Source organism: Streptomyces sp. NPDC052301, from assembly GCF_044593395.1.
In the GTDB taxonomy this organism is placed as follows: domain Bacteria; phylum Actinomycetota; class Actinomycetes; order Streptomycetales; family Streptomycetaceae; genus Streptomyces.
Genome location: NZ_JBIUBE010000005.1, coordinates 294,588 through 321,110 on the forward strand (window position 1 = coordinate 294,588; position 26,523 = coordinate 321,110).

At 73.2% G+C, this 26,523-nt stretch carries 24 protein-coding genes; 9 read left to right on the forward strand and 15 right to left on the reverse strand.

Annotated elements, in window-relative coordinates; all coding sequences use genetic code 11:
* Positions 1 to 37 precede the first annotated feature (37 nt).
* The 4 genes from ACIHEJ_RS15805 to ACIHEJ_RS15820 all read right to left on the reverse strand — a co-directional run bounded on the left by ACIHEJ_RS15805 (position 38) and on the right by ACIHEJ_RS15820 (position 3,824).
* Positions 38 to 1,807, reverse strand: a complete 1,770-nt coding sequence (locus ACIHEJ_RS15805; RefSeq protein WP_400135388.1) for a TIGR03767 family metallophosphoesterase — start codon at positions 1,805 to 1,807, stop codon at positions 38 to 40.
* A 200-nt stretch (positions 1,808 to 2,007) separates the two neighbouring features.
* Entirely contained in the window at positions 2,008 to 2,487 is a 480-nt protein-coding gene (locus ACIHEJ_RS15810) for an NUDIX hydrolase (protein WP_400135389.1), read from the reverse strand.
* A 9-nt stretch (positions 2,488 to 2,496) separates the two neighbouring features.
* Entirely contained in the window at positions 2,497 to 3,375 is an 879-nt protein-coding gene (locus ACIHEJ_RS15815) for a pyridoxamine 5'-phosphate oxidase family protein (protein ID WP_400135390.1), read from the reverse strand.
* Between the two features lie 2 nt (positions 3,376 to 3,377).
* Entirely contained in the window at positions 3,378 to 3,824 is a 447-nt protein-coding gene (locus ACIHEJ_RS15820) for a VOC family protein (RefSeq protein WP_400135391.1), read from the reverse strand.
* A 109-nt stretch (positions 3,825 to 3,933) separates the two neighbouring features.
* Here ACIHEJ_RS15820 and ACIHEJ_RS15825 point away from each other — a divergent pair, with 109 nt between their 5' ends.
* Both ACIHEJ_RS15825 and ACIHEJ_RS15830 read left to right on the forward strand, forming a co-directional pair.
* Positions 3,934 to 4,476 (forward strand): CGNR zinc finger domain-containing protein, encoded by a 543-nt coding sequence (locus ACIHEJ_RS15825; protein WP_400135392.1) that lies wholly within the window; start codon positions 3,934 to 3,936, stop codon positions 4,474 to 4,476.
* A 157-nt stretch (positions 4,477 to 4,633) separates the two neighbouring features.
* Positions 4,634 to 7,930, forward strand: coding sequence for a S8 family serine peptidase (locus ACIHEJ_RS15830; RefSeq protein ID WP_400135393.1), 3,297 nt, complete (start codon positions 4,634 to 4,636; stop codon positions 7,928 to 7,930).
* Between the two features lie 60 nt (positions 7,931 to 7,990).
* Here the strand turns inward: ACIHEJ_RS15830 and ACIHEJ_RS15835 are convergent, their stop codons facing one another.
* Together ACIHEJ_RS15835 and ACIHEJ_RS15840 are read right to left on the reverse strand one after the other, a co-directional pair.
* Positions 7,991 to 8,881 (reverse strand): hypothetical protein, encoded by an 891-nt coding sequence (locus ACIHEJ_RS15835; protein ID WP_400135394.1) that lies wholly within the window; start codon positions 8,879 to 8,881, stop codon positions 7,991 to 7,993.
* Between the two features lies 1 nt (position 8,882).
* Complete coding sequence (locus ACIHEJ_RS15840; protein ID WP_400135395.1) at positions 8,883 to 9,428, reverse strand: sigma-70 family RNA polymerase sigma factor; 546 nt, start codon at positions 9,426 to 9,428, stop codon at positions 8,883 to 8,885.
* A gap of 331 nt (positions 9,429 to 9,759) precedes the next feature.
* On the opposite strand from ACIHEJ_RS15840, the gene ACIHEJ_RS15845 reads away from it, so the two are divergent.
* The gene (locus ACIHEJ_RS15845) at positions 9,760 to 10,779 is read left to right on the forward strand and encodes an aspartate-semialdehyde dehydrogenase (RefSeq protein WP_400135396.1); all 1,020 of its coding nucleotides are present in this window, start codon (positions 9,760 to 9,762) and stop codon (positions 10,777 to 10,779) included.
* A 120-nt stretch (positions 10,780 to 10,899) separates the two neighbouring features.
* Here the strand turns inward: ACIHEJ_RS15845 and argG are convergent, their stop codons facing one another.
* Positions 10,900 to 12,348 (reverse strand): argininosuccinate synthase, encoded by a 1,449-nt coding sequence (gene argG / locus ACIHEJ_RS15850; protein WP_400135397.1) that lies wholly within the window; start codon positions 12,346 to 12,348, stop codon positions 10,900 to 10,902.
* A 270-nt stretch (positions 12,349 to 12,618) separates the two neighbouring features.
* On the opposite strand from argG, the gene ACIHEJ_RS15855 reads away from it, so the two are divergent.
* Positions 12,619 to 13,497 carry a putative RNA methyltransferase gene (locus tag ACIHEJ_RS15855; protein ID WP_400135398.1) on the forward strand — a complete coding sequence of 293 codons (879 nt, stop codon included), beginning with the start codon at positions 12,619 to 12,621 and terminating at the stop codon, positions 13,495 to 13,497.
* Here ACIHEJ_RS15855 and ACIHEJ_RS15860 read toward each other — a convergent pair.
* Positions 13,494 to 13,970, reverse strand: a complete 477-nt coding sequence (locus ACIHEJ_RS15860) for a DUF1203 domain-containing protein (protein ID WP_400135399.1) — start codon at positions 13,968 to 13,970, stop codon at positions 13,494 to 13,496. The two genes, ACIHEJ_RS15855 and ACIHEJ_RS15860, sit on opposite strands and share 4 nt — an antisense overlap.
* Positions 13,971 to 14,083: 113 nt before the next feature.
* On the opposite strand from ACIHEJ_RS15860, the gene pepN reads away from it, so the two are divergent.
* Complete coding sequence (gene pepN / locus ACIHEJ_RS15865; RefSeq protein WP_400135400.1) at positions 14,084 to 16,657, forward strand: aminopeptidase N; 2,574 nt, start codon at positions 14,084 to 14,086, stop codon at positions 16,655 to 16,657.
* A 91-nt stretch (positions 16,658 to 16,748) separates the two neighbouring features.
* Here pepN and ACIHEJ_RS15870 read toward each other — a convergent pair whose 3' ends face one another.
* The 3 genes from ACIHEJ_RS15870 to ACIHEJ_RS15880 form a co-directional block, all read right to left on the reverse strand.
* Positions 16,749 to 17,669 (reverse strand): LysR family transcriptional regulator, encoded by a 921-nt coding sequence (locus tag ACIHEJ_RS15870; RefSeq protein ID WP_400135401.1) that lies wholly within the window; start codon positions 17,667 to 17,669, stop codon positions 16,749 to 16,751.
* An 88-nt stretch (positions 17,670 to 17,757) separates the two neighbouring features.
* Complete coding sequence (locus tag ACIHEJ_RS15875) at positions 17,758 to 18,711, reverse strand: DMT family transporter (RefSeq protein WP_400135402.1); 954 nt, start codon at positions 18,709 to 18,711, stop codon at positions 17,758 to 17,760.
* A 39-nt stretch (positions 18,712 to 18,750) separates the two neighbouring features.
* On the reverse strand, positions 18,751 to 19,680 hold the full coding sequence (locus ACIHEJ_RS15880) for an EamA family transporter (RefSeq protein WP_400135403.1): 930 nt from the start codon (positions 19,678 to 19,680) through the stop codon (positions 18,751 to 18,753).
* A gap of 116 nt (positions 19,681 to 19,796) precedes the next feature.
* Between ACIHEJ_RS15880 and ACIHEJ_RS15885 the strand changes: the two genes are divergently transcribed.
* Positions 19,797 to 20,303 carry a MarR family winged helix-turn-helix transcriptional regulator gene (locus tag ACIHEJ_RS15885; RefSeq protein WP_400135404.1) on the forward strand — a complete coding sequence of 169 codons (507 nt, stop codon included), beginning with the start codon at positions 19,797 to 19,799 and terminating at the stop codon, positions 20,301 to 20,303.
* Here the strand turns inward: ACIHEJ_RS15885 and ACIHEJ_RS15890 are convergent.
* Positions 20,300 to 21,874, reverse strand: coding sequence for an FAD-dependent monooxygenase (locus ACIHEJ_RS15890; protein WP_400135405.1), 1,575 nt, complete (start codon positions 21,872 to 21,874; stop codon positions 20,300 to 20,302). The two genes, ACIHEJ_RS15885 and ACIHEJ_RS15890, sit on opposite strands and share 4 nt — an antisense overlap.
* A gap of 124 nt (positions 21,875 to 21,998) precedes the next feature.
* On the opposite strand from ACIHEJ_RS15890, the gene ACIHEJ_RS15895 reads away from it, so the two are divergent.
* A complete protein-coding gene (locus ACIHEJ_RS15895; RefSeq protein WP_400135406.1) occupies positions 21,999 to 22,577 on the forward strand; it encodes a TetR family transcriptional regulator in 579 nt (192 codons plus the stop codon).
* Between the two features lie 107 nt (positions 22,578 to 22,684).
* Here ACIHEJ_RS15895 and ACIHEJ_RS15900 read toward each other — a convergent pair whose 3' ends face one another.
* From ACIHEJ_RS15900 to ACIHEJ_RS15910, 3 genes are all read right to left on the reverse strand, one after another.
* Positions 22,685 to 22,960 carry a hypothetical protein gene (locus ACIHEJ_RS15900; RefSeq protein ID WP_400135407.1) on the reverse strand — a complete coding sequence of 92 codons (276 nt, stop codon included), beginning with the start codon at positions 22,958 to 22,960 and terminating at the stop codon, positions 22,685 to 22,687.
* Between the two features lie 101 nt (positions 22,961 to 23,061).
* Positions 23,062 to 25,158 carry a 4-alpha-glucanotransferase gene (malQ, locus tag ACIHEJ_RS15905; protein WP_400135408.1) on the reverse strand — a complete coding sequence of 699 codons (2,097 nt, stop codon included), beginning with the start codon at positions 25,156 to 25,158 and terminating at the stop codon, positions 23,062 to 23,064.
* Positions 25,159 to 25,404: a hypothetical protein gene (locus tag ACIHEJ_RS15910; RefSeq protein WP_400135409.1), complete on the reverse strand. Its 246-nt coding sequence runs from the start codon at positions 25,402 to 25,404 to the stop codon at positions 25,159 to 25,161. It abuts the gene before it with no gap.
* Positions 25,405 to 25,572: 168 nt separating this feature from the next.
* Here ACIHEJ_RS15910 and ACIHEJ_RS15915 point away from each other — a divergent pair, with 168 nt between their 5' ends.
* A complete protein-coding gene (locus ACIHEJ_RS15915) occupies positions 25,573 to 26,178 on the forward strand; it encodes an RNA polymerase sigma factor (protein ID WP_400135411.1) in 606 nt (201 codons plus the stop codon).
* Positions 26,175 to 26,523: zf-HC2 domain-containing protein (locus ACIHEJ_RS15920; protein WP_400135413.1), on the forward strand; the 349-nt coding region annotated here is incomplete at its 3' end. The genes ACIHEJ_RS15915 and ACIHEJ_RS15920, both read left to right, overlap by 4 nt.

Below are 26,523 nucleotides of genomic sequence, written 5' to 3' on the forward strand. Positions count from 1 at the left end.
GCGAAGGTTGCCTTCTGTTGGGCCAGTTGGGCTAATTTCAGCCCTTCTTCAGCACCAGCTCCGTGTTCCGGTCGGCCGCGCTGCCCGCGAGGCCCTTGTTCGCGCCGGGGGCGTTGTAGGACAGCTCGCGGTAGAGGGCGGCGAGGCCGGTCTGGGAGAGGTCGGCGTAGTCCGTGCGGTGCGGGGCGGCCGACTCGATGAGGGTGGTGAACAGCGAGATCGTGCCGTCCTTGTTGTCGACCAGCTCGATCACCCGGGCGAGCTGGGGGTAGTCGATGTGCGAGGCGGTGGAGATCTCCCAGAAGGAGCGGCCGCCGGAGGCCTTGTGCGGGGTGATGACGTTCCTGTGGATGTGCCCGTTCACCCAGGCCAGCACGTTGGCGTGGGCGGACAGCACGGAGACCACCTCGGCGCCGCCGTGCCGCTTCTCGCCGGGACGGGCCGGGTCCGGGCGGGTGTTGGTCATGGACTTGCTGGTGTGGTGGCTGAAGACGACGGCGTAGGAGTCCTTGTGGTCCTTCAGCGTCTTGTCCAGCCACTTCAGCTGGGCGGTGCCGAGGGAGCCCTCGTAGTGGCCGCCGGCGTCGGTGGTGTCGAGGCTGATGCCGATCACGTCGTCGGAGATGCGGAAGGCGTAGTACTGGGTGCCCGCGTCCAGGTTCGCCGAGGAGTAGCCGTGACCGACCGGGCCGTGGCCCTGGTGGGCCGGATCGAGGTGGGCCTTCAGATAGTCGGCCGGGGTGTACGGGGCCCGCTTGTCGTCCGCGGTGACCGAGTGCATGGACCGGGCGTGGGCCTTGAGGAAGTCCCGGTAGCCGGCGCCCTTGGGGTCGGTGGCCTTCTTGATGGCGGCCTGGAGCTTCTTGGCGTCGGCGGCGGACACGCTCATCAGCTTCTTGCCGCCGATCGCGGCCTCGGCGAGGTAGGGGTCGCCGTGGGAGCCGTAGCAGCCGAGCGGGAGGTTGTCGTGGTTGCCGACGGTGGAGTACCAGGGCAGGTTGAGGCCGGGGCTCTTCGCCTCGCGGACCGCCGCGGCCAGGAAGCCCTTCAGGTGCGGGAAGCCGAGCGCCTTGTCGTTGTCGCGGGTGGTGGAGTCGGGCTGCCAGAACAGCTTCAGACCGCTGTTCTGCACGCCCTCGTAGTGCTTGGGATCCCCGGTGTTGGGGGTGACGCGGCCCCCGCTCATCACCTTCATGAACCACTCCAGTTCGGAGTGGGCGTTGTTGTCGGTGTTGTCCCCGGTGGTCATGACGAAGTGGAGCGGGGCACCGGTGACCGGGGCGCCCCGCAGCGCGTTGACCCGCTCGACCAGCGAGATGGCACCGGGCACGGTGAGCGCCTCGTGCGGGCGCCAGGAGTGCGGGTCGCCGGAACGCAGGTACTCCAGGCGCAGCGGGTGCTGGACGTCCGTCAGGTGCAGGTCGGTGAACTGCACGAACGCGGCCAGCGTCGTACGGCGCCCCGCGCGGCCGGACTTGGGTGCGGCCAGCTCGCTGCGCACGACCCGCTTCCAGCCGGGGCCGTCCCCGAGCCTGCGGTAGCCGGAGCTGTTCCGCGGGGCGGCGACGGAGGCGAGGGTGGTGCCCTTGGTGTAGGGGGCGAGCGAGGTGGTGGCGGCCTGCCCGGAGTGGGCGACGGGCGCCTCGGCGGTGCCGTCGCCGGCCGCCGTGGTGGTGGCGGCCCGGCTGTCGGTGGGACGCAGGGCGTAGCCGACGCCCGCGGAGAGCGAGACCGCTCCGGCGGCGGCGAGGACGGTACGGCGGTGGACCCCCGTGGCGGAGGCGGCGACAGAGCGTATGCGCGACATGGCGCGATCTCCCCGAGTGCGAACGCGTCGGCAGTGGTCGCGGGGCGTCACAGGCGTGAACGCCCCGCTCGCTCTGGATGGTTGGCAGCGGGGATGACCTGCGCGTGAACGCGGCGGCAACGCGCAGCGCCGATCACCGTACGTGGATCACGGGGTACCGGGGTCGGCCACGGAGTGGATCGCGAGTGGCCGTGGGGCGGTCACTCCTCGTTCATCTGCCGGGGTAGGGGACGGTTCTCCAGCCGTCCGTGGGCCGGTCGTTCGCGCCACAGCCGCAGGCCGATGTCGACGAGCCGGACGCGCACCAGACCGGGTACGGCGTCCAGGTCGTGCCAGGCCGCGCAGTCGGTGGATCCGCCGGTCTCGTAGCGGAGTTCCCCACCCGTGATCTCGCCCTCGTAGACGATCCGCAGCCCCTGGAAGTCCACACGTCGGCCGACTCGGGGGTCGTTGACCAGCCGGTGCGAGTCCATGCCGAGCAGACCGGTCACCTCGATGCGGTAGCCGGTCTCCTCGGTGACCTCGCGGCGGACGGTGTCGTACGGGTCCTCGCCGTGCTCCATGCCGCCGCCCGGCAGCACCCACTCGGGAGTCCCGTCGGGCGCCGGTGACCGGGCGAGCAGGAGCTGTCCGTCACGGACGCACACGGCGTAGGCCGCCACCCTCAACTTCGGTCGCATCCGACGACGTTAGCCGGGCGGGTCGGCCGGTGAGTACTGCGGCGCCGACCAGCGCAACGGCAGGGCCGCCGGGGTCCACAGGGCCTCGGTGAGCGTGAAGCGGACCGTCCGTTCGCCGGCGGCGGTGAACTCGGTGCGGGCGTCGCCGGTGAGCTGGAGCGTGGTGCCGGTCTCCCAGTCGAGGAAGAGCAGACCCGCGCGGGGGTCGGTGCGCAGGTTGCCGAGGGAGAGGAACATGGCGTTGCCGGGGTAGTCCGGCCAGAGCAGTTCGCGCGGTGAGGTGACCCGGACGAAGCCGGGGTTGCCGCCGCGGTGGCTGACGTCGGCTCCGCCGGGGTGCACCGTGGCCAGGAAGAAGGTGTCGGCCGCGCGGATGAACTCCTCGTGCCGCGACCCGAGTTCGGTGACACGGTCGGGGGTGCCCGAGACGCGGTCGGGGACGGTCTCGTAGGACTCCCGGCGCTGGATGTGCCGGGGACAGTTGGAGAAGACCTGGTCCGCCTCCACGGCGAACCCGCGGGGTGTCGGCCTCAGCCGGCCGTTCAGGCGCATACGGCGGCGCGTGCGGGGGTCCAGGGCGATGGTGCCCAGGGGGGTGCGCGGGGTCTTCAGGGCCAGGGCGAGCGGGCCGGTCCCGGCGCCGGTGACGACGGACATCTGCCGGGGCCCCGTGGCCCGGACGAAGCCGGGGGTGCCGGTGAGCGGTGAGGCCCAGACCTTCCCGCTCTCCGGGGCCGCCGCACCGGCGATCAGCAGCGGCTGGAGTTCCAGGAAGGCAGCGGCGACCGGCTTGATGTCCTGGCCGAGGGAGCGGCCGACATGGTCGGCGCGGTCGCGGACGCCGACCAGGTCCTGCAGCGCCCGCGATCCCGCGTGGTAGACGCTCATGGCTAGAAGAAGCCGCAGGTGGGGGCCGAGGCGTGCGGGGCCGGGGCACCCTCCGGGCCGAGCGGGGCGGCGATCTCCAGCCGGGTGCCGTCCGGGTCGTGGAAGAAGATCCCGCCCGAGGTGCCGCCCTCCCGGTGGGCCACCACGCCGTCATGGGCGAAGTCCACTCCCGCGGCCCGCAGCGCGGTCTCGTAGGCACGGACGCGGTCGATCGAGTCGACGGTGAAGGCGAGGTGGTGCAGTCCGGCCCGGCCGCGGTCGTACGGCCCCCGTGCCTGCTGCCAGAGGGTGACGAGGGGCTGTCCACCGCTCTCCCCCAGCAGCGCGTAGCGCCGGTCGTCCTCCTTGCCCTCGGCGAGCAGGGCGAAGCCCAGCAGGTCCCGGTAGAAGGCGAGCGAGCGGTCGAGGTCGGTGACGTTCAGGCCGGTGTGCGCGAGGCGCGGGGTCATGGCGCTTCCCTTCGAGGTATCTAACCTTCGTCAGTCACACTAGGCGGTTAGATGCGCCGGCGCAACCGGTCACGTACTCTTCAGTGGTTAGACCGAGAAGGAGTGCCCGATGTCCAGCACCCGCGACCCCCGGCCGCTCACCGGCGAGCCCCTCGCGCTCGACCTGCTCAACACCCGCTGGAACCGCGAGGGCGTCACCCAGGACCTGCTCGCCGGCACCGAGGGGCTGGCGGTGTGGCTCGCGAGCAACGGGCTGGCCGGCGCGCATCCGGCCGACGCGGACGTGCTGGACCATCTGCGCGAGGCGCGCGAGGCGCTCCGGGCCGCGGTGCACGGGTCGCCCGAGGAGGCCGCGCCGCTCGTGGACTCCGTTCTCGCGCACGGGCGGATCCGGGCGCGACTGACCGTCGCGGGCCCCGCCGAGGAGCCCGAGTTCGCCGACCCGTCCTGGGGTCCGGCCTGGCTCGCCGCGCGGAACTACCTGGAGCTGATCACCCGGGCCCCGGAGCGGATCCGCACCTGCTCCGGCGGCAGCTGCATCCTGCACTTCTTCGACACGTCCCGGAACGGCACCCGCCGCTGGTGCTCGATGGCCGCCTGCGGCAACCGGGCCAAGGCCTCCCGGCACTACGCCCGCTCCAAGGAGAGCTGAGCGAATTCCCCTCCACAGGGGACTTATCCGCCCAGAACCCATCGCGGGTTTTCCCCATACATGCATCTCGTTCTGGTCAACGGACACCAAAGTCCCGTCCCTTGGGTAAAGCTGTGCGCTCGTCCGGCACTGGTTTCCTCACCTGCAAGGGATGCCGATGACCCACACCCCCGATCCCATACCCGGCCCGAGACGCCTGGCCCGCACAGCCGTGGCCGTGGGCGTGGTCGCCGCTCTTTCCGCGGTGGGCCCCGTACCCCTCGCCCTCGCCGCGGACGCACCGGTCACCACCCCCGCCACCGGCGTCAAGTCCGCCCACGACAAGCTGGGTTCGGACGACGCCGACCTGCTCGCCGAGGCCAAGGCGGGCGGTGACAAGACCGTCACCATGATGATCGCGACGGCCCCCGGCCGGACCGAGCAGGTCGCCGAGCAGCTGGACGCCGTCAAGGGCGGCTCCGTGGGCCGCACTTACGACAAGCTCGGCTACGTCCGCGCCACCGTGCCGACCGCCAGGGCGGACTCGGCCATCGCGGCCGCCGCCGCGCTGTCCTCGGTGCAGGCCATCGACCTGCGGCAGGAGATCCCCCTCGACGATCCGGCGCCCGGCACCGCCGGGGACCTCAAGGGCGGCCACGCGACCGGCGGTTACCCCGCTCCCGGCAGGAACACCCCGGCCGAGAACCCCTACAACCCGTCCTTCGAGACCGGTGCCGTCGACTTCGTCAGGGAGCACCCGAAGGCGGACGGCCGCGGTGTCACCATCGGCATCCTCGACTCCGGAGTCGACCTCGGCCACCCGGCGCTGCAGCAGACCACCACCGGCGAGCGGAAGATCGTCGACTGGGTGACCTCGACCGACCCGATAGCGGACGGCGACGCGACCTGGCGCCCCATGGTGACCGCCGTCTCCGGCTCGAGCTTCGGCTACGGCGGCGCGACCTGGACTGCGCCCGCCGGCTCGTACGAGATCAGCACCTTCAAGGAGTCCGCGACCACGGGCGGCGACGAGAAGGGCGACCTGAACCGTGACGGCGACACCACCGACAGCTGGGGCGTGCTCTACGACCCGGCGGCCGGCACGGTCACCGTCGACCTGGACAACGACCACGACTTCACCGACGACACCGCGATGAAGCCGTACAAGGACGGGTACCAGGTCGGCTACTTCGGCACGGACGACCCGAGGACCGACGTGGCCGAGCGGGTGCCGTTCGTCGTGCAGATCCGCAAGGACGTCCCGATGGACCCCTACGGCGGGTCCTGGGCCGGCAAGAAGGCCGACTTCGTCAACATCGGCGTGATCGAGTCCGAGCACGGCACCCACGTGGCCGGCATCACCGCCGCCAACGGCCTGTTCGGCGGGAAGATGAACGGCGCGGCCCCCGGCGCGAAGATCGTCTCCTCGCGCGCCTGCACCTGGACCGGCGGCTGCACCAACGTGGCCCTCACCGAGGGCATGATCGACCTGGTCGCGAACCGGGGCGTCGACATCGTCAACATGTCGATCGGCGGCCTGCCCGCGCTGAACGACGGCAACAACGCGCGCGCCGAGCTGTACACCCGGCTCATCGACACCTACGGCGTCCAGCTGGTGATCTCCGCGGGCAACTCCGGCCCCGGCGCCAACACCATCGGCGACCCCGGTCTCGCCGACAAGGTGATCTCGGTCGGCGCGGCCGTCTCCAAGGAGACCTGGGCCGCGAACTACGGCTCGGCCGTGCAGAAGAAGTACCAGATGATGCCCTTCTCCTCGCGCGGCCCCCGGGAGGACGGCGGCTTCACGCCGACGCTGGTCGCGCCCGGCGCCGCGATCAACAGCACCCAGACCTGGCTGCCCGGCTCCCCGGTCGCCGAGGCGGGTTACTCGCTGCCGGCCGGCTACTCGATGCTCCAGGGCACCTCGATGGCCTCCCCGCAGGCCACCGGCGCCTCCGCGCTGCTGCTGAGCGCCGCGAAGCAGCAGCACATCGGCCTCACGCCGGCCACCCTGCGCACGGCGCTGACCTCGACGGCCGACCACATCAAGGGCGTGCAGGCGTACGAGGAGGGCGCGGGCCTGATCGACGTCGTGGACGCCTGGGACGCCATCCGCGACGGCGCCGACGCCCACGAGTACACCGTCAAGGCCCCGGTCGACACCGCGATCGACCACGCCCTGAAGACCCCGGGCTTCGGCACCGGCCTGTACGACCGTGAGGGCGGTCTGCAGGCGGGCCAGAAGAAGACGTACGAGGTCACGATCACCCGTACCTCCGGCCCGGACAAGGCGGTCCGGCACGAGCTGCACTTCGAGAACAACGCCGGGCACACCTTCCGGATCGTCGGCGACGACGTGGTGCGGCTGCCGCTGGGCCAGCCGGTGACCGTCAAGGTCCAGGCGGCCCCCGGGTCTGCGGGTCTGAAGAGCGCGATCCTGGAGGTCGACGACCCGAGCACCGAGGGCATCGACAAGCAGATCCTGACGACGGTCGTGGTCTCGTCCCCCGTGCGGTACACCTACTCGGTGTCGGGTTCGGTGCAGCGCAACAGCACGCGGTCGTACTTCCTGACCGTGCCCGAGGGCGCGAAGTCGCTGGAGGTGGCGATCGGCGGGCTGAAGGACAGGAGCCAGACCCGGTTCATCGCCATCCACCCGTACGGCGTCCCGGTCGACAACACCAGCACCCCGTACTGCTACGCGAACTACCTGGACGGCAACGGCTGCAAGCCCGACGTGCGCTCCTACGCCGACCCGCAGCCCGGCGTCTGGGAGGTCGAGGTCGAGGCGCGCCGGACCTCACCGCTGCTGGACAACCCGTACACGCTGGACGCCTCCGTGCTCGGCGCGTCCTTCGACCCGCAGACCGTGACCGTGCCCGAGGCGAAGGTGGGCAGCCCGGCCGGCGCGAGCTGGAAGGTCACCAACGCGTACGCGGCCCTCGACGGCAAGCTCGTCGGCGGTCCGCTCGGCTCGGCCAAGACGGCCCGGCCGTCCATCAAGCAGGGCGAGACGCAGACCACCACGGTGGAGGTCCCGGCCGGCGCCAAGTCCCTGGACGTCGCCATCGGGAGCGTCTCGGACACGGCGGCCGACCTCGACCTGACGGTGTACGACGCGAGCGGCAAGCAGGTCGCCCAGTCCGCCGACGGCGACTCGGAGGAGGCGGTGTCCCTCGCGTCCCCGGCCGCCGGTACGTACACCATCCGGGTGGTGGGCTACTCGGTCCCGTCCGGCTCGACCGACTACGACTACCGGGACGTGTTCTTCTCCCCCACGCTCGGCTCGGTCACGGTCGACGGCTCGGCGCCGGTCGCGCTCGGCACGGGCGACTCGGCCACGGTCACCGGGCAGGTCACGGCCGCGGCGCAGGCCCCGGCCGGCCGTGAGTTCTTCGGCCAGGTGCAGCTCGTGAACGCGCGCGGCACGGTCGCGGGCACCGGCAGCGTGAAGATCGAGAAGGTCACGCCGTAACGACGGGGTGCCTCGGGGAGGGGCGGGTGTCCGTGCGGGCGCCCGCCCCTGCCCGTCTCTTCACCCGTCGGACGGGCAGGCCGTGTGCCGGGACTCGGGCAGCGCCTCGGTGATCCAGGCGCGGTCGGCGGCCACGCGGGTGTCGCCGACGGCCCACAGGCTCGCGTTCCGCTGTCCCGCGCCGACCTGGACGAGCACGTGCTGTCCCGTGCGCGGGGCCGGCCGGGCGCCGTCGTCGAGCAGGAAGCTGACCTCGGCGGGTCCGTGCGCGGGCTTGTAGGAGCGGATCACCTTCAGCGTGATCCGGCTCCAGGGGGACGCCTGCTGCGGCTCCACCCCGGTCACGGTGCCCTCCACGACCAGCCGGGAGCAGGCCAGCTCCAGCGCCGGGTCCGACGGCCGCACGCCGTCCCCGGAGGCCTTCGACCCCGCCGCGTCGGCCCGCTTGTCGTTGTCCGCGGCGCTGACGGCGCCGCCACGGTCGTCCACGGCGCCGGAGTGCGTCACCACCCAGCCGAACCCGAGGGCCAGCGCGAAGACCCCCGCACCGGCGAGCGCCCCGAGCGCGGTCCGCCCCGCCCGGCGGGGCCCGGAGGGCCGCCCGGGGCGCGGAGGACGACGGCCCGGGCTCGCGGGACGCCTGCCGCCGCGGGCGCGCGTAGCCGAACGGGACTCGGTGGACCGGGAGTCCGCGGAACGGGGCTCGGTTCGGGCCGGCTCAGCGGCCTCCGGTTCCCGCCCCTCCCCGGTGAGCGCCTCCGCCAGCCGGGCCAGCTGTTCCCTCAGCACCGTCACGTCGGCCTCGGCCGCCCGGTGCTCGGCGACGAAGGCGGGGTCCCGGCGGGCCTCCTCCGGCAGCGGGTCGCCGGTGATCGCCGCCATCAGCGCGTCCATACCGCCGTACTCCCCGGCGTTCCCGGCGCCCTGCGCGCCCCCCTGCTCGGCGGTCACGTCACACCACCTCGTCCTCGTGGAGGCGGTCGCGCAGGGCGCGGACCGCCGTGTGCAGCCTGCTCTTGACCGTGCCTTCGGGGATGCCCAGCTCCTCGGCGATGCCCCGGACGGGCAGGTCGGCGAAGAAGCGCAGCACGAGCACCTGCCGCTGGGGCGCGGGCAGTTCGTCCAGCCCCTGGGCGACGGCGAGGGAGAGCAGGCTGGTCTCCTCGCCGGAGGGGTGCACGGGCTCGTGCAGCGCGGCCAGCCGCTCCCCGAGCCGCTCCTGGCGCCGTTTGGCCCGGTGCCAGTCCATGGCCAGGTTGGAGGCGACCACCGCCGCCCACGCCGACACGTCCCGCGGTGCCTCCCTGCCGCTCGCGGTCCGCTCCAGCAGCCGCAGCCGGACCTGCTGCACCCCGTCCGGCAGGTCCGACTGCGGCACCCCGCCGAGCGCGAGCACCGCCCGCACCCGGCGTTCCTGGGCCGCGTCCAGCGGATCGTCACCGATGCGGTCCGCACCGGTGCACGCCCCCTGGTCGCGGCGCGCCCCTCCGCGCAGCACCAGCCACCCCCCTCACGCGTTTCCCCTTCGACGTGACAGCGGGCCAAAACGTTCGACCCCGTCCCGAGGGTCCGCAGAGGCGTACGTCACATCGCCGTGTGGCCGGAATCCGCACGGGCAGGGACGGGACAGCACAGCTTGCGGCCCGGGCGTCCAGCGGAGGTAATTTCTCCAGCTCAGGAGGGGTGACCGGTGGACGTACGCAACCGTCCGCCGGGTGATCGTGTCCCACTCTTCGGGCACGCCTCGCAAAGAATTGGACAGGTGGACCGGGGTCGGCCGCATGATGGAAAAGCCCCGGTCATGCACGAGACACACAGAGGGAGACACCGTGAGGGTCGGAATCGTCGGAGCCACCGGTCAGGTCGGCACGGTCATGCGCAGGATCCTCACGGAGCGGAACTTCCCGGTGACGGAGCTGCGTCTGTTCGCCTCGGCCCGCTCGGCCGGCACCGTGCTGGACGGGGTGACGGTGGAGGACGCGTCCACCGCCGACTACACCGGCCTGGACATCGTGCTCTTCTCCGCGGGCGGCGCCACCTCCAAGGCGCTGGCCGAGAAGGTCGCCTCCCAGGGCGCCGTCGTGATCGACAACTCCTCGGCCTGGCGCAAGGACCCCGAGGTCCCGCTGGTGGTCTCCGAGGTGAACCCGCACGCGGTCGCCGACCGTCCCAAGGGCATCATCGCCAACCCGAACTGCACGACGATGGCCGCGATGCCGGTCCTGAAGCCGCTGCACGAGGAGGCCGGCCTGGAGGCGCTGGTCGTCGCCACCTACCAGGCGGTGTCCGGGTCGGGTCTCGCGGGCGTGGCCGAGCTGCACGGCCAGGTGCAGAAGGTGGCCGCCGAGGCCGACAAGCTGACGCACGACGGCGCGGCGGTCGACTTCCCCGAGCCGAACGTCTACAAGCGGCCCATCGCCTTCAACGTGCTGCCGCTGGCCGGCAACCTCGTCGACGACGGTCTGAACGAGACCGACGAGGAGCAGAAGCTGCGCAACGAGTCCCGCAAGATCCTGGAGATCCCCGGCCTGAAGGTCTCCGGCACCTGCGTGCGCGTCCCGGTCTTCTCCGGCCACTCCCTGCAGGTCCACGCCCGCTTCGCCCGCCCGATCTCCCCGGAGCGGGCGACCGAGCTGCTCGCGAAGGCCCCGGGCGTCGCCCTCTCCGACATCCCGACCCCGCTGCAGGCGGCCGGTCAGGACCCGTCCTTCGTCGGCCGCATCCGGGGCGACGAGACGGTGGAGAACGGCCTCGCGCTGTTCGTCTCCAACGACAACCTCCGCAAGGGCGCCGCGCTGAACGCGGTGCAGATCGCGGAGCTGGTGGCGGCGGAGCTGTCCGAGAAGTAGTCCGGCTCTCCGGCACAGGGGCGGTCACGGTCGCGTGGCCGCCCCTGCCGTGTCCCCGGACGCGCACGGCCCCGGCGGTGCGGGACCGTCGGGGCCGTGGGAGCGCTGTGCGGGCGGGGATCAGTCCGTGCCGGACTCCATCGCGGCACGGTCGAGCAGCGCGTCCTCCTCCGTGACCTCGCCACGGGAGGCGATCGCCTCGGCGCCGCCCTGGGGCATCGCGCCGATCAGGCCGGTGGAGGCGGCCTGGGCCGCGCCGATCAGCGCCGGGTGCTCGGTGCCGACCATGCCCAGGCCGGCGTACTGCTCGAGGCGGGCGCGGGAGTCGGCGATGTCGAGGTTGCGCATGGTGAGCTGGCCGATGCGGTCCGCGGGACCGAACGCGGAGTCCTCGGTGCGCTCCATGGACAGCTTGTCCGGGTGGTAGCTGAACGCCGGGCCGGTGGTGTCGAGGAGGGAGTAGTCCTCGCCGCGCCGCAGCCGCAGCGTGACCTCACCGGTGACCGCCGCGCCGACCCAGCGCTGCAGCGACTCGCGGATCATCAGCGCCTGCGGGTCCAGCCAGCGGCCCTCGTACATGAGCCGGCCGAGCTTGCGGCCCTCGTTGTGGTACTGGGCGAGGGTGTCCTCGTTGTGGATGGCGTTGACCAGGCGTTCGTAGGCGGCGTGCAGCAGGGCCATGCCCGGGGCCTCGTAGATGCCGCGGCTCTTGGCCTCGATGATCCGGTTCTCGATCTGGTCCGACATGCCGAGCCCGTGCCGGCCGCCGATGGCGTTGGCCTCCATGACCAGCTCGACCGGGGAGGCGAACTCCTTGCCGTTGATCGTCACCGGACGGCCCTGGTCGAAGCCGATCGTCACGTCCTCGGGGGCGATCTCGACCGCGGGGTCCCAGAACCGCACGCCCATGATCGGCTCGACGGTCTCGACGCCGGTGTCCAGGTGCTCCAGGGTCTTCGCCTCGTGGGTGGCGCCCCAGATGTTGGCGTCGGTGGAGTAGGCCTTCTCGGTGCTGTCGCGGTAGGGCAGCCCGTGGGCGACCAGCCACTCCGACATCTCCTTGCGGCCGCCCAGCTCGGTGACGAAGTCCGAGTCCAGCCACGGCTTGTAGATCCGCAGGTGGGGATTGGCGAGCAGGCCGTAGCGGTAGAACCGCTCGATGTCGTTGCCCTTGAAGGTGGAGCCGTCGCCCCAGATCTGCACGTCGTCCTCGAGCATCGCCCGCACCAGCAGGGTGCCGGTGACGGCCCGGCCGAGGGGCGTGGTGTTGAAGTAGGCGCGCCCGCCCGAGCGGATGTGGAACGCGCCGCAGGCGAGCGCGGCCAGCCCCTCCTCGACCAGGGCCGCCCGGCAGTCGACCAGGCGCGCGACCTCGGCACCGTAGGTCGTCGCACGGCCGGGCACCGAGGCGATGTCGGGCTCGTCGTACTGGCCGATGTCGGCGGTGTAGGTGCACGGGACGGCGCCCTTGTCGCGCATCCACGCGACGGCGACCGAGGTGTCGAGGCCGCCGGAGAAGGCGATGCCGACGCGTTCGCCGACCGGAAGGGAAGTGAGGACCTTGGACATAGAAAGAGTATGCAACATCTCGCATGGTCATGCATAGCCCGGCTGGTCGCGGCTCCCTCGTACGAGCGCGGCTCCCGTGCCCCCTAGACTCACGGCGTGGCATTCCTGAGCACCCCGCACCACTGCTTCCTGTGACCGGAGGACACCGAGGGCGACGCCGGACGGCATCGCCCTCCTCGGCGTGCCTGCCCTGAACCACCTCGTCCCGAGGCAGCGCCTCCGCGCGCCCGCAGGCACGACTCCTCCCCTTCACCTCGCCAGGAGTGCCTCATGCCCGCGTCGCATCCGCCCGCCCTCGAACCGTTCCTCGATCTGCTGCGCTGCCCGTCCTGCCGCGCACCCCGCCTCCGCCCCGGCCGCGGCGCCCTGCGCTGCCCGGCGGGCCACAGCTTCGACATCGCCCGGCACGGCTACGTAGGCCTCCTCACCGGCACCCGGGCCACCAGCGGCGACGACGCGGCCATGGTCCGGGCCCGGGACCGGTTCCTGTCCACGGGCGGGTACGACCCCGTCCGGCGGGCGGTGACCCGCCTGGCGGCCGGTGCCCTGCCCGGGCGGGGCACCGTCGTGGACGTCGGATGCGGCACCGGCTACTACCTCGCCGGCGTCCTCGACGGGCTGCCCCGGGCCCGGGGCCTGGGGCTGGACACCTCGGTGCGCGCCCTGCGCTCGGCGGCCCGGGCCCATGACAGGGCCGCCGCGGTGTCCTGGGACGTCTTCCGTCCCTTCCCGCTGGCCGACGAGGCGGCCGACGTCGTGCTGGACGTGTTCGCCCCACGCAACCCGTCCGAGTTCCACCGGGTGCTGCGCCCGTCCGGCCGGCTGGTGGTCGTACGCCCCACGGGCCGGCACCTCGCCGAGCTGCGCGGCCGGGTGCCGGGGACGGTCACGGTCGACCCGGCCAAGGAACAGCGGCTGCGGCAGGCCCTGTCCCCCTTTTTCGGGCCCGCCGTCACCGAGGAGGTCGAGTACCGGCTCCCCCTCGGCGCCGCGGACGCCGTCGACCTGGTGGGGATGACACCGAGCGCGCGCCACGTGGATCCCGCGGACCTGGCCGGTGCTGGCCGCCTGCCCGCCGCGGTCACCGTCTCCGTACGGGCCACGGCCTACCGGCGCCGCGCCCGCACCCCGCACAGGCCCTCGTCCTAGCCGCGCCGGACCTCGTACAGGAAGCACCCGTACTCCACCGCCCGGACGTGGACGAACGCCACCTCCGGGTCGGTGAAGGCCTGCGCGAAGGCCTCCTGGAAGCTCTCCCCGTCCGCCACCAGCCGGCCGCCGAGGATCCGGCCGTCGGCCGAGTAGCGGCGCACGGTGCGGTGGGCGTGGGTGAAGGGCAGGGCGGTGTCCGCCGGACCGGGGCACTCCTGCGCGTGGATGAACACCGGGCCCTGCTCGTCGTAGGCGCCCGGGTCGACGCCCGCCTCGGCCGCCCAGCGGCGCAGCGGGGCGTACGCCACCAGGGCGATCAGCTCGCCGGCGGTGCTGTGGCGCAGGCAGCAGCGCAGTGGAGCACCGCCCTCCGCATCGGTGAAGGGGACCGGGGGCCGGCCCGCGTCGTCGGCGACGCGCAGGGACCTCAGGGCCTCGGGGGTGACGGGGCGTGCGGTGCAGGTGGTCATGTCCCCAAGCGTCCCGCCGCGCCGCCTCGCTCACCGGCGGGAACCGGACATCGCCTTCCCCGTCGATCGCATGGAAGGATGGCGCAACCGACACATAACGAGGAGATGACCGCGTGCCTGGCACAAACCTGACTCGCGAAGAGGCGCAGCAGCGGGCCGAGCTGCTCACCGTTGACTCGTACGAGATCGATCTCGACCTCTCCGGCGCGCAGGAGGGCGGCACCTACCGGTCCGTGTCCACGGTGCGCTTCGACGTCGCCCGCGGCGACGCCGAGTCCTTCATCGACCTGGTGGCCCCGACCGTCCACGAGGTGGTCCTCAACGGCGACCGGCTGGACCCCGCCGAGGTGTTCAAGGACTCACGGATCGCGCTGCCCGGACTGCTGGAGGGGCGCAACATCCTGCGGGTCGTCGCCGACTGCGCCTACACCAACACCGGTGAGGGCCTGCACCGCTTCATCGACCCGGTGGACGAGCAGGCGTACCTCTACACCCAGTTCGAGGTGCCGGACGCCCGCCGGGTGTTCGCCTCCTTCGAGCAGCCGGACCTGAAGGCCACCTTCCAGTTCACCGTGAAGGCGCCCGAGGGCTGGACGGTCATTTCCAACTCGCCGACCCCGGAGCCCCAGGGCAACGTCTGGGTCTTCGAGCCGACCCCGCGCATCTCGTCGTACATCACCGCGCTGATCGTGGGCCCGTACCACTCCGTGCACAGCGTGTACGAGAAGGACGGCCAGTCCGTGCCGCTGGGCATCTACTGCCGGCCGTCGCTCGCGGAGCACCTCGACGCGGACGCCATCTTCGAGGTGACCCGGCAGGGCTTCGACTGGTTCCAGGAGAAGTTCGACTACCCGTACCCGTTCGCGAAGTACGACCAGCTGTTCGTCCCCGAGTTCAACGCGGGCGCGATGGAGAACGCGGGCGCGGTCACCATCCGGGACCAGTACGTCTTCCGCTCGAAGGTCACCGACGCCGCCTACGAGCTGCGCGCCGAGACCATCCTGCACGAGCTGGCCCACATGTGGTTCGGCGACCTGGTCACCATGGAGTGGTGGAACGACCTCTGGCTGAACGAGTCGTTCGCCACCTACACCTCCATCGCCTGCCAGGCCGCCGCGCCCGGCTCGCGCTGGCCCCACTCGTGGACCACGTTCGCGAACTCCATGAAGACCTGGGCGTACCGGCAGGACCAGCTGCCGTCCACGCACCCGATCATGGCCGACATCCGCGACCTGGACGACGTGCTCGTCAACTTCGACGGCATCACCTACGCCAAGGGCGCGAGCGTGCTCAAGCAGCTCGTCGCGTACGTCGGCGAGGACGAGTTCTTCAAGGGCGTGCAGGCCTACTTCAAGCGGCACGCGTTCTCCAACACGCGTCTGTCCGACCTGCTGGGCGCCCTGGAGGAGACCTCCGGCCGCGACCTGAAGACGTGGTCGAAGAAGTGGCTGGAGACGGCGGGCATCAACGTGCTGCGCCCGGAGGTGGAGACGGACGGGGCCGGTGTGGTCACGGCCTTCGCCGTCCGTCAGGAGGCCCCCGCCCTGCCCGCCGGTGCCAAGGGCGAGCCGGTCCTGCGCCCGCACCGCATCGCGATCGGCCTGTACGACCTCGACGAGGCGACCGGCAAGCTGGTGCGCACCGAGCGGGTCGAGCTGGACGTCGACGGCGAGCTGACGGCCGTACCGCAGCTGACGGGCAAGCGCCGCCCGGCGGTGATCCTGCTGAACGACGACGACCTGTCGTACGCCAAGGTCCGCCTGGACGAGCAGTCGCTGGCGTTCGTCACCGAGCACCTCGGCGACTTCGACTCCTCCCTGCCGCGCGCCCTGTGCTGGGCCTCGGCGTGGGACATGACCCGGGACGCCGAGCTGCCCACCCGCGACTACCTCTCGCTGGTGCTGTCCGGCATCGGCAAGGAGTCCGACATCGGCGTGGTGCAGTCGCTGCACCGTCAGGTCAAGCTGGCGCTCGACCTGTACGCCGACCCGGCCGCACGCGAGTCCCTGCTCACCCGCTGGACCGACGCCACGCTGGCCCACCTGCGCGCGGCCGAGCCGGGCAGCGACCACCAGCTGGCCTGGGCGCGGGCGTTCGCGGCGACCGCGCGCACCCCCGAGCAGCTGGACCTGCTGGAGGCGCTGCTGGAGGGCACGCAGACGGTCGAGGGCCTGGTCGTGGACACGGAGCTGCGCTGGGCCTTCGTGGAGCGTCTCGCGGCCGTCGGCCGGTTCGACGAGGCGGAGATCGCCGCCGAGTACGAGCGGGACAAGACGGCCGCCGGTGAGCGCCACGCGGCCACCGCGCGCGCGGCCCGTCCGACGGAGGAGGCCAAGGCGGAGGCCTGGTCGTCGGTCATCGACTCCGACAAGCTGCCGAACGCCGTGCAGGAGGCCGTGATCGGCGGCTTCGTGCAGACCGACCAGCGCGAGCTGCTGGCGCCGTACGCGGACCGGTACTTCGAGGTCGTCAAGGACGTCTGGGACGCCCGTTCGCACGAGATCGCCCAGCAGATCGCGGTGGGCCTGTACCCGTCGGTCCAGGTGTCCGAGGCCACCCTGGCCAGGACGGACGCCTGGTTCACCGCGGCCGAGCCGAACGCGGCCCTGCACCGCCTCGTCTCGGAGTCCCGCGCGGGCGTCGAGCGGGCCCTGAAGGCCCAGGCCGCGGACGCGGCGGCCGAGTAGTCCTCCGTACGGCCCTCTGTACGGCCTGCTGTGAGGTGACGGGGCGCCCGGTGCTGTCGGCACCGGGCGCCCACGCCTTTTCCCACCCTTGTCAGGAGTCTCGTCCGGGAGCCGGCGGCCGGGCCGCCGCGTCCCGCAGCGCCCGCAGCACCCGGGCCACCGGCGGGCCCGTCCCGCCGCCCTTGCGGACCGCCGCCACCACGTGCCGGACCGGGCGGTCCGCGGTCAGTTCGCGCAGGACGACACCGTCTTGGCGGCCGGCCGCCATCCGCGGGACCAGGGCCACGCCCATCCCGGCCTCCACCATGGCGAGGATCGCCGTCCAGCCGGAGGCCGAGTGGCCCTGGTGAGGGCTGAAGCCGGCCGCCTCGCAGGCGCGGCGGGTGATGTCCGACCAGGGGCCGCTGCCGCCGAAGATCCAGGGTTCCGCGGCCAGATCGGTCAGCTTCAGGACGTCGGCGCCGGCCAGGGGATGGCCGGGCGGCAGAGCCACGTCGAGGGGGTCGGTCAGCAGGGGCACATGGGTGAAGCGGCGGTCGGCCGCGCTCGGGGCCTCGGCCGCCAGGGAGAGGGCGAGGTCGACGTCACCGGCGGCCAGCAGGTCGTAGGCCTCGGCGGCCTCCGCCTCCCGCACGCGTACGGTGACCTGCGGGTGCGTGGTGCGCAGGGCCCGTACGGCCGGTACGACCAGGGCGGGGACGGCGGTCGGGAAGGCACCGACCCTGACCTCGCCCGCCTCCCCCTGCGCGTAGGCGGCGAGCGCTGCGTCGGCCCGCTCCAGCTGCTCGAACACGGCCTCCGCGTGCGCCAGTACCAGCCGGGCCGCGTCGGTGAGCCGAACCCTGCGGCCGTGCGCCTCCAGCAGGGGCACACCGAGCTGGGCGGCGAGATTGGTCAGCTGCTGGGAGACCGCCGAGGGCGTCATGTGCAGGGCCTCGGCCGTCGCGGTCACGGTGCCGCGCTCGCGCAGGGTGCGCAGGATGTGCAGCTTCCTCAGGTCCCACTCGGCCATGCGCGCACGGTACACGCGGCCGCGGTGACCGCTGCCGGGCGACCGGGTCCACCGTGCGCCCGTCCCTTCCCGGCGGCACGGCCCGCCGTCACCGCCGGGACCCCGCCCCCAGGACCACCCCGCCCAGGATCAGCGCCATCGACAGCAGCTGGGGCAGGCCGGTCGTCTCACCGAGGACGGCCCAGGACAGCAAGGCCACGCACACCGGCTGGAGGTAGTAGACGATGCCGGCACGGGTCGCGCCGAGCAGGGCGATGGCCTTGTTCCAGGCGAAGAAGGCGAGGGCGGAGGAGGCCACGCCGACGTAGAGCAGGGGCAGGACGGTGCCCGGGGCCGGGCTGAAGCCGCCCTGGAGGGCGAGGCTCGCGGCCTGCACGGGCAGCAGGAGGACGGTGCCGACCAGGAACGTGGTGAACAGGAAGGCCGTGCCGCCCAGTTCGGCGGGCTTGCGGCGCAGCAGCGCGCTGTAGCCGGCGAAGCAGCAGGCCGCGGCGATCATCCACAGGTCGCCGGGCGAGAAGGCCGCGCCGCCGCCGACCAGCAACGCCACGCCCCCGCAGGCGATGAGCAGCCCGGTGGTGCGCCGCCCGCCGAGCCGTACGCCGCCCAGCCGCTCGAAGGCCGCCATCAGCACCGGCGAGGCCGCCATGATCATGCCCATGGTGGCGGCCGGCGTGGTCAGCCCGGCCTGGTTGACCAGGGTGTTGTAGACGGCCACGCCGAGCAGGGAGGCGAGAAGGACGTAGCGGCCGTGCCGGCGAAGCAGCGCCCGCTGCCGCCAGGCCTGCCGGGCGCCGAAGGGGGCGACGGCGAGCAGGGCGATCACCCAGCGCCAGAAGGCGTGCTGGACGGGCGGGACGCTGTCGTGCAGGCCGCGGGAGGTGACGAAGCTGCCGGACCAGACGACCGTGGCGAGCGCGGCGCAGGCGAGGCCGAGCAGGGGGGCGGCGGCCTCGCGGGTGCGCAGGGCGCGGGAGAGCCGGGTGGTGGTCGTGGAGGCGGTGGAGGTCGTGGTGGTCGTCCGGTGCACGACGGCGGTCACAGAGGTCCTTTCCGGGCGGGGGTGCGGGGGTGCCGTTCCCTACCGTCGCAAGCCGGAACCTGTCAGGTCCATCGAATCTTTTCGACCGTTCTTTTCAGTTCTGCTGAACGGCCGGGACTTCCGGCCTCCCAGCTGGGCCGCCACCGTCGCCGCGAACGCCAGGGCCATGCCCGCCAGTTGCACGGGGGTGAGCGTCTGACCGAGGGCCGCCCAGCCGACGACGGCCGCGGTCAGCGGGGAGAGCGGGCCGAGGAAGCCGACCTGGGTGGCGGCGAGCCGGCCGATGCCGCGGAACCACAGCCAGTAGGCGACGGCCGTGTTCGCCAGGGCGAGGTAGAGGTAGCCGCCCACCGCGCGGGCGTCGAGGGCGGGCGGGGCGCCCTCTGCGAGCAGGGCGATCGGCGCGATGAGCAGGCCGCCCGCGGTGAGCTGCCAGGCCGTCAGCGCCAGCGGGCCGACGCCGTCCGGACGGCCCCAGCGCTTGGTCAGTACGGTGCCGGTGGCCATGGAGACGGTGGACGCGACCGCCGCGAGCACCCCCACGAGGTCGAGCGCGCCCGCGCCCTCCAGGACGACGAGGCTGACCCCGAGCGCGGCGGCGACCCCGGTGACCAGGGTGCGTGGGGCCGGCCGTCGGCCGAGCAGCAGCGCCGAGAGGCCGACGACGAACAACGGTCCGGCCGAGCCGACGACGGCGGCCATCCCGCCCGGCAGCCGGTACGCGGACACGAACAGCAACGGGAAGAAGGCGCCGATGTTCAGCGCGCCGAGCGCGGCCGCCTTGGCCCACCAGACACCGCGCGGCAGCACGCGCGTCAGGGCGAGCAGCAGGAGCCCGGCGGGCAGGGCCCGCATCAGGCCGGTGAACAGGGGGCGGTCCGGCGGCAGGAACTCGGTGGTGACGGCATAGGTGGTGCCCCAGGAGACGGGCGCCAGGGCGGTGAGCAGGACGGTGACATGTCGCTTCACGATCGGGATCCCTTCGGACTGCCCCAGGTAGCTTCGTGGAAAGTAGCTTAGCCCTAAGCAACTTTCCGTCAAGCTACTTTCTTGCCGTCGAGCGTCCCTGAGGCGATACTCGGCCCATGAGTGCAGGCAAGGACCCCGTGGACGCGATCATCGAGCAGTGGGCCACCGCGCGGCCCGACCTCGACACCAGGGCGATGGAGGTCTTCGGGCGGATCTTCCGCCTCTCCCGGGCCATGAGCGACCGGATGGAGAAGGCCTACGCCCCCTACGGCGTCTCACGCGGCGAGTTCGACGTGCTGGCGACCCTGCGCCGCTCCGGCGAGCCGTACACCCTCTCCCCGCGCCGGCTGTCGGCCACGCTGATGCTGACCACCGGCGGCATGACCGGCCGCCTCGACAAGCTGGAACGGGCCGGTCTGCTGCGCCGCTCCCCCGACCCGCACGACCGCCGCGGCCTCCAGGTGACGCTGACCCCGAAGGGGCTGGACATCATCGACCAGGCGGTCGGCGCGGGCCTCGCCGTCCAGACGGAGGCCCTGTCCGCCCTCGACGACGAACAGGCCGACCACCTGGCCGGCCTGCTGCGGGAACTGCTCGCGGGGACCCCGGGGGCGGATCACTAGGGGGTTTCGTTCGAATCAGGGCGGACCCGGGCTGATCCAGACGAGGCCTCCTGGCCGCCGACGCAGGCGGACACCGCCGCACCGATCCGGGTCACATCGGCCGTGTCGGCCGCCCAGGCCACGTATCCGTCGGGGCGCACCAGCACGGACGTACGGCGGTCGCTCGCCCAGCGCGCCACCACCAGCCGGTTCGCGCGGCCGGCCCCCGCCTCGTACGGCTCCGGGGTGATCAGCACGAACCGGCCGCCGCGCAGGGCCTCGTAGAGACGGCCGCCGCCGGCCAGGGCCACGTCGGGGACGCGGGCGCCGGTGAGACGGTGGGCGCCCCGGGGCGCGGGGTAGCGGTATCCGATGCCGGTGACCTGGGCGGCGACCGCGCGTCGGGCGGGGCCGACCGCGTCGAGGAAGCGGGTGAGCACGGCCCGCGCCGCCAGCGTCCAGGGACGCTTGGCCATGGCGAGGCGCACGATCCCGCCGCTGCTGCGCAGCACCGCCCTGCCGACCGGGTGCCGCTCGGCCTGGTAGCTGTCCAGCAGGCCGGGGCCCGCATGCCCGGCGGCGACCGCGGCCAGCTTCCAGCTCAGGTTGGCCGCGTCCTGCAGCCCGGTGTTCATGCCCTGACCGCCGGCCGGGGTGTGGACGTGCGCCGCGTCCCCGGCGAGGAAGACCCGGCCGACCCGGTAGGCGGGCGCCTGCCGTTCGTCGCTGTGGAAGCGGGACATCCAGCGGGCGTCGTGCATCCCGAAGTCCCGGCCCAGGGCCAGCCGGGTGATCTCCTTGACCTCCGCCAGGTCCAGCGGTTCGCTGTCGGGGACGTTACGGCCCCGGTGCCAGCCGATCACCCGGTGGTAGCCGTCGCCGAAGGGCGCGAGGAAGGCGAAGGCGTCGCCGACGGCGTTGACGGTGAGCAGGGTCAGGGGCTGCTCGGCGAGCCGGACGTCGGCGAGCACGACGGACCGGATCACCGACCGGCCCGGGAAGGGCAGACCGATCGCCTCCCGTACGGCGCTGCGCATGCCGTCGGCGCCCACGACGTACCCGGCCCGCAGGGACCGCGCCTCCCCCTCGGGCCCGCGGACCTCGACCGTCACCCCGTTCGCGTCCTGGCTCAGGCCGGTCAGCTCGGTGTCGTGGCGGAAGTCGACGCCCGCGTCCACCGCACGCTTCTCGAGCACCTTCTCGACCTCGTACTGCGGGAGGACCAGGAGGTGGTTGAAGCGGGAGGGGAGGGCGGCGAGGTCGACGGTGAGCCGGCCGAAGAGGCCGAGGCGGTCCAGGGGGCGGCCGACGGCTTCGAGCGCGTCGGCGAGGCCGCGGGCGTCGAGCTGCTCCAGGGTGCGGGCGTGCAGGACGAAGGCGCGGGAGAGGTTGCTGATCCGGTGCGGGCGCTTCTCGACGACGGTGACCGGGACGCCGGCGGTGGCGAGGTCGCCGGCGAGGAGGAGGCCGGTGGGGCCGGAGCCGACGACGACGACGTTCTCGATGCTCTCGGCGTTCTCGACGGCCTCCACGACTTCGGCGGCTTCGACGGCTTCGGCGTTCTTGACGGTGTTTCCCGTGGTGGCGTTCATGAGGGGCCTCCTCCTGGGTGCCGTGCCAACAGATGTTGGTCAACGCTTGTTGGCAAGCCTAGAGCGGCCCGGCCAGAAAGGTCAACGCTTGTTGGCCTACAAATGTTGGCATACGCTCGTTGACATGACTGCCGACCACCGCACCAGCCCGCCGCGCCGCTCCGACGCCACCCGCACCGCCATCCTCGCCGCCGCCCGCGAGCGCTTCGCCGCCGACGGGTACGAGCGGGCCACCATCCGGGCCATCGCCAAGGACGCGCGGATCGACCCGTCGATGGTGATGCGGTACTTCGGCAGCAAGGAGGGGCTGTTCGCGGCGGCCGTCGCGCTCGATCTGCGGTTGCCCGACCTCGCGCGGGTGGAGCGGGAGGAGGTCGGGCGGGCGCTGGTGGGCCACTTCCTCGACCTGTGGGAGGAGAACGAGGAGCTGCGGGCCGTGCTGCGGGTCGGCGTCACCAACCAGGCCGGGGCCGAGCGGATGCAGGGCATCTTCCGGGAGCAGCTGCTGCCGGTGGCCCGTCAGGTGTGTCCCGACCCGGAGCAGGTGCCGACGCGGGCCGCGCTGTGTGCCGCGCAGGTGCTCGGCATGGCCCTGACCCGCTATGTGCTGCGGCTGCCGGCGGCGACGGCGCTGTCCCGGGAGGAGCTGGTGGCGTGGCTCGGGCCGACCGTGCAGCGGTACCTGACCGCGCCGCACCCGTGAGGGGCGGGGAAGGAGAAAACGCCGAGGGCGCCGGCCTCACCCGGGTACGACGTGCGCGCGTACCGGCGGGAGGAGGGGCGCCCTCGGCGTGAGAGTCGGCGGTCCGGTCAGGCCTTGGCCTCGGACTTGACGTTGATGTTGGACGAGGTGGTGTCCTTCTTCTTGTGGGACTTGTCCAGTGCCATGACCAGACCGGCGATCACCACGAACAGCGCCAGCGGGAGCAGCACGTACAGGCCCAGCGTCTGGACGACGCTCAGGCCCGGGCCGGGGTCGTCGCCGTCGTCGCGGGTCAGCGCGAGCGCGGGGGACGACATGAGCAGCATCATCAGCGTCGTACCGGCGGCCAGGGCGCCGGCGCGCAGGGCGTTCTTCTTGTCCACGCCTTCAAGTTAGCGAATCACCCGGAAGGCCGCGCGCCCGGGGTCCCGTAGGGAGGCTGCGGGGTCCCGTGGGGGCGGCCACCGGGTTCCGTCGCGGAGGCTCAGGGTGTCTTCCCCTCCCTGAGCACCTCCAGCAGTCCTCTGAGCCGCTGCGACGCCACCAGCTCCTCCAGCGGCACCGGACGGCCGTCGTGGTCCGCGATCGGCAGCCGCCAGTTCGGGTACTGGTCCCATGTCCCGGGCAGGTTCTGCGGGCGGCGGTCGCCCACACCGTCGGGCAGCCAGACGCCGATCAGGCGGGCCGGGGTGCGCAGCAGGAAGCGGTGGACGGCGCGGATCTCCTCCTCCTCGTCGGAGCCGGGCGGCCCGGCGGCCGTGAGGTCCAGCAGACCGAGACTGCCCAGCAGGGCGAGCCACTCGGCGGCGTCGGCGGTGGCCTCGGCGCGTTCCTCGACGGCCGGGCGGGTGAGCAGGCCGAGGCGGTCGCGCAGGTCCACGTGTTCGCCGGTGAGCCGGGCGGCGGTGGGCGGCAGGTCGTGGGTGGTGGCGGTGGCCAGGCAGTCGGCGCGCCAGCGTTCGGGGGGCAGCGGGTGTCCGTCGCCCTCCCAGTCCCGTTCGAACCACAGCACCGAGGTGCCGAGCAGCCCGCGCCGCTGCAGGGTCTCGCGGACACCGGGTTCGACGGTGCCCAGGTCCTCGCCGATGACGACGGCCCCGGCGCGGGTGGCCTCCAGCGCGAGGAGGGCGAGCATGGCGTCGGCGTCGTAGCGGACGTAGGTGCCCTCGGTGGGCGGGCTGCCCTGAGGCACCCACCAGAGCCGGAACAGGCCCATGACGTGGTCGATGCGCAGGGCGCCCGCGTAGCGGAAGAGGGCGCGCAGCAGGTCGCGGTAGGGGGCGTGTCCGCAGGCCGCGAGCCGGTCGGGGCGCCAGGGCGGCAGGCCCCAGTCCTGGCCACGGGCGTTGAAGGCGTCCGGCGGGGCGCCGATCGAGGTGCCGGCGGCGAAGACGTCCTGCTGGGCCCAGGCGTCGGCGCCGCCCGGGTGCACGCCGACGGCGAGGTCGTGCACGATCCCGACGGGCATGCCGGCCTCGCGGGCGGCGCGCTGGGCGGCGCGCAGCTGACCGTCGGTGAGCCAGGCGAGGCGGGCGTGGAAGGCGACGCGGTCGGCGAGGTCGGTGCGGGCGCGGGCGGTCTCGGCCGAGCGCGGATCGCGCAGGCCGGCGGGCCAGCCGTGCCAGTCGGAGCCGTGTATCTCGGCGAGGGCGTACCAGGTGGCGTGGTCCTCGAGGGCCTGGCCGTGGGCGGCGCGGAAGGCGTCGTAGGCGGCCTGGCGGCCCGGTGGCAGGGGGACCCGCAGGACGATCTCCAGGGCCTCCCGCTTCAGCTCCCACACCGCGTCCCGGTCGATGAGGGCGCCCTTGTCGAGGACGGTCGCCCGCAGCCGGTCGGCCCGCTCCAGCAGGCCGCGCAGCCGGTCCTGGTCCTCGGCGTACGGGAACTCGGGGACGTCCTCGACGCGCAGGTGCACGGGGTCGGGGAAGCGGCGGGAGGAGGGACGGTACGGGGACGGATCGGTGGGAGCGCCGGGTACGGCCGCGTGCAGCGGGTTGACCTGGACGAATCCGGCGCCCGCGGTGCGTCCGGCCCAGCCGGCCAGCTCGGCGAGGTCGCCGAGGTCGCCCATGCCCCAGGAGCGGCGGGAGAGCAGCGAGTACAGCTGGACGAGGAGACCGTAGGAGCGGCCGGGCGGGGCGGGCAGCCGGTCGGGGGCGACGACGAGGTGGGCGGTCGCCGTACGGCCGTCGGGCGCGAGGGCGGTCAGCCGGTGCACGCCGAGCGGCAGGCCGGCGGCGGTCTCGCGGTCCTCGCCGTCCTCCGTCCGCACCTGCAGCCGGGTGCCCGCGGGCAGGTCGGCGAGGGCGGTGGGCGGCTCCGCGCCGGCCCACTGGACCAGGGTCGGCGGCAGCAGGCGTGCGCGCAGCTCGCGCTCCCGGTCGGCGAGCGCGGCACGGACCGCGTCCGGGCCGTCCGCGTCGACGCCGAGGGCGGCCAGGGCGGCGACCACGGCGGAGGCGGGGACCGGGACGGTGCGGTCGGGGGCGGGACTGTAGGAGGTGGCGACTCCGTGCAGCTCGGCGAGCCGGGCCAGCTCCGGCGCGGGTGGTCCGGCGTGCTCGTCGTGGGCTGCCGCCATCTACAGCCCCGGGCCGAAGGAGTCCGGGACGGGGTCGGACTCGCTGGTCAGCGGGGTGGCGTCGGCGAGTGGGGGCTCGCTGGTCAGGGGCTCGGCGTCGGGCAGCGGCGGTTCGCTGGTCAGAGGGGTCTGGACGCAGGCGCTCTCCGAGCTGAAGACGCAGAGCCCCGTCTCCAGGAGATGGGCGGACAGGTCCGCCTCGGGTTTGGACTGGGCGGGAATCGAGAGGCGAGCCGATGCGGGCACGGCGGTCTCCTTGTGGGTGCGTCGTCGGGACGGCTTCTGTCGGGTCAGGGCAGGCCTACCCAGTGAGGGCGTCGGCACGCGTGACGGTCCGCGGAGCACCTGAAGGGGGCATCGTGATCCGGCGCCGGCCCGGTGATCGATAGAGGGGGTGTGAGACTGTTCCGCCCCATGGGGGGCCATCGGGAGAACGACGACGGGGCCGGTGGGGACGCGTCCCTGTTGCGGGCCGTCGCCGCGGGGGACGCGGGAGCCATGGCCGCCCTGTACGACCGGCACGCGGGGTGGCTGCACGCCCGGCTGACCCGGCGCTGCGCCGATCCGGAGCTGGTCCGCGAGGTGGTGCAGGACACGTTCGTCACGGTGTGGCGGTCGGCGGCCGGGCACCGCGGGGAGGAGGCGGGCGGCTGGCTGTGGACGATCGCCGCGCGCCGGCTGGTGGACGCGCGGCGGGCCCAGGAGCGGGCCGCGCGGGTGGCGGGGGCACCGCTGGAGACGCCTGACGGCTCCCACGAGCCCGCCGCCGCGCCGTCCGCCGAGGACAGGGTGCTGGTGGGGCTGGAGTACGGCGATGTCGGCACCGCGCTCGACCGGATCTCCCCGGAGCTGCGCGAGGTGCTGCGCGCGACCGTCGTGGACGGGCTGAGCACCCGGGAGGCGGCCCGGCTGCTCGGCATACCCGAGGGCACGGTGAAGTCCCGGGCCCGGCGCGCCCGAGCCGAACTGCGGGCGGCGCTGGCCCAGTTGAACCCGTCGCCGCTGGGAGGCACGGCATGACGAACGACAACACCCACATCTGGCACCTCTCCGCGGACCGCGTGGCCCGCTACACCGACGGCTCGCTGCCGGAGCCGGACGCCTGGTCCCTGGAGAAGCACGTGGAAGGCTGCGGGGGGTGTGCGGCCCGGGTGTCGGAGGCGGTACGGGGCACGGCGGCCGGTGCGGTGCTCGCGGAGATCCGGGCATCGGTCCTGGAGACGGTCCTCGGCACGGCGGTGGAGAACGGGCGCGAGCAGGGCCCGGTGGGGAACGGGCGCGAGCAGGGCCCGGTGGGGAACGGGCGCGAGCAGGGCCCGGTGGGGAACGGGCGCGAGCAGGGCCCGGTGGGGAACGGGCGCGAGC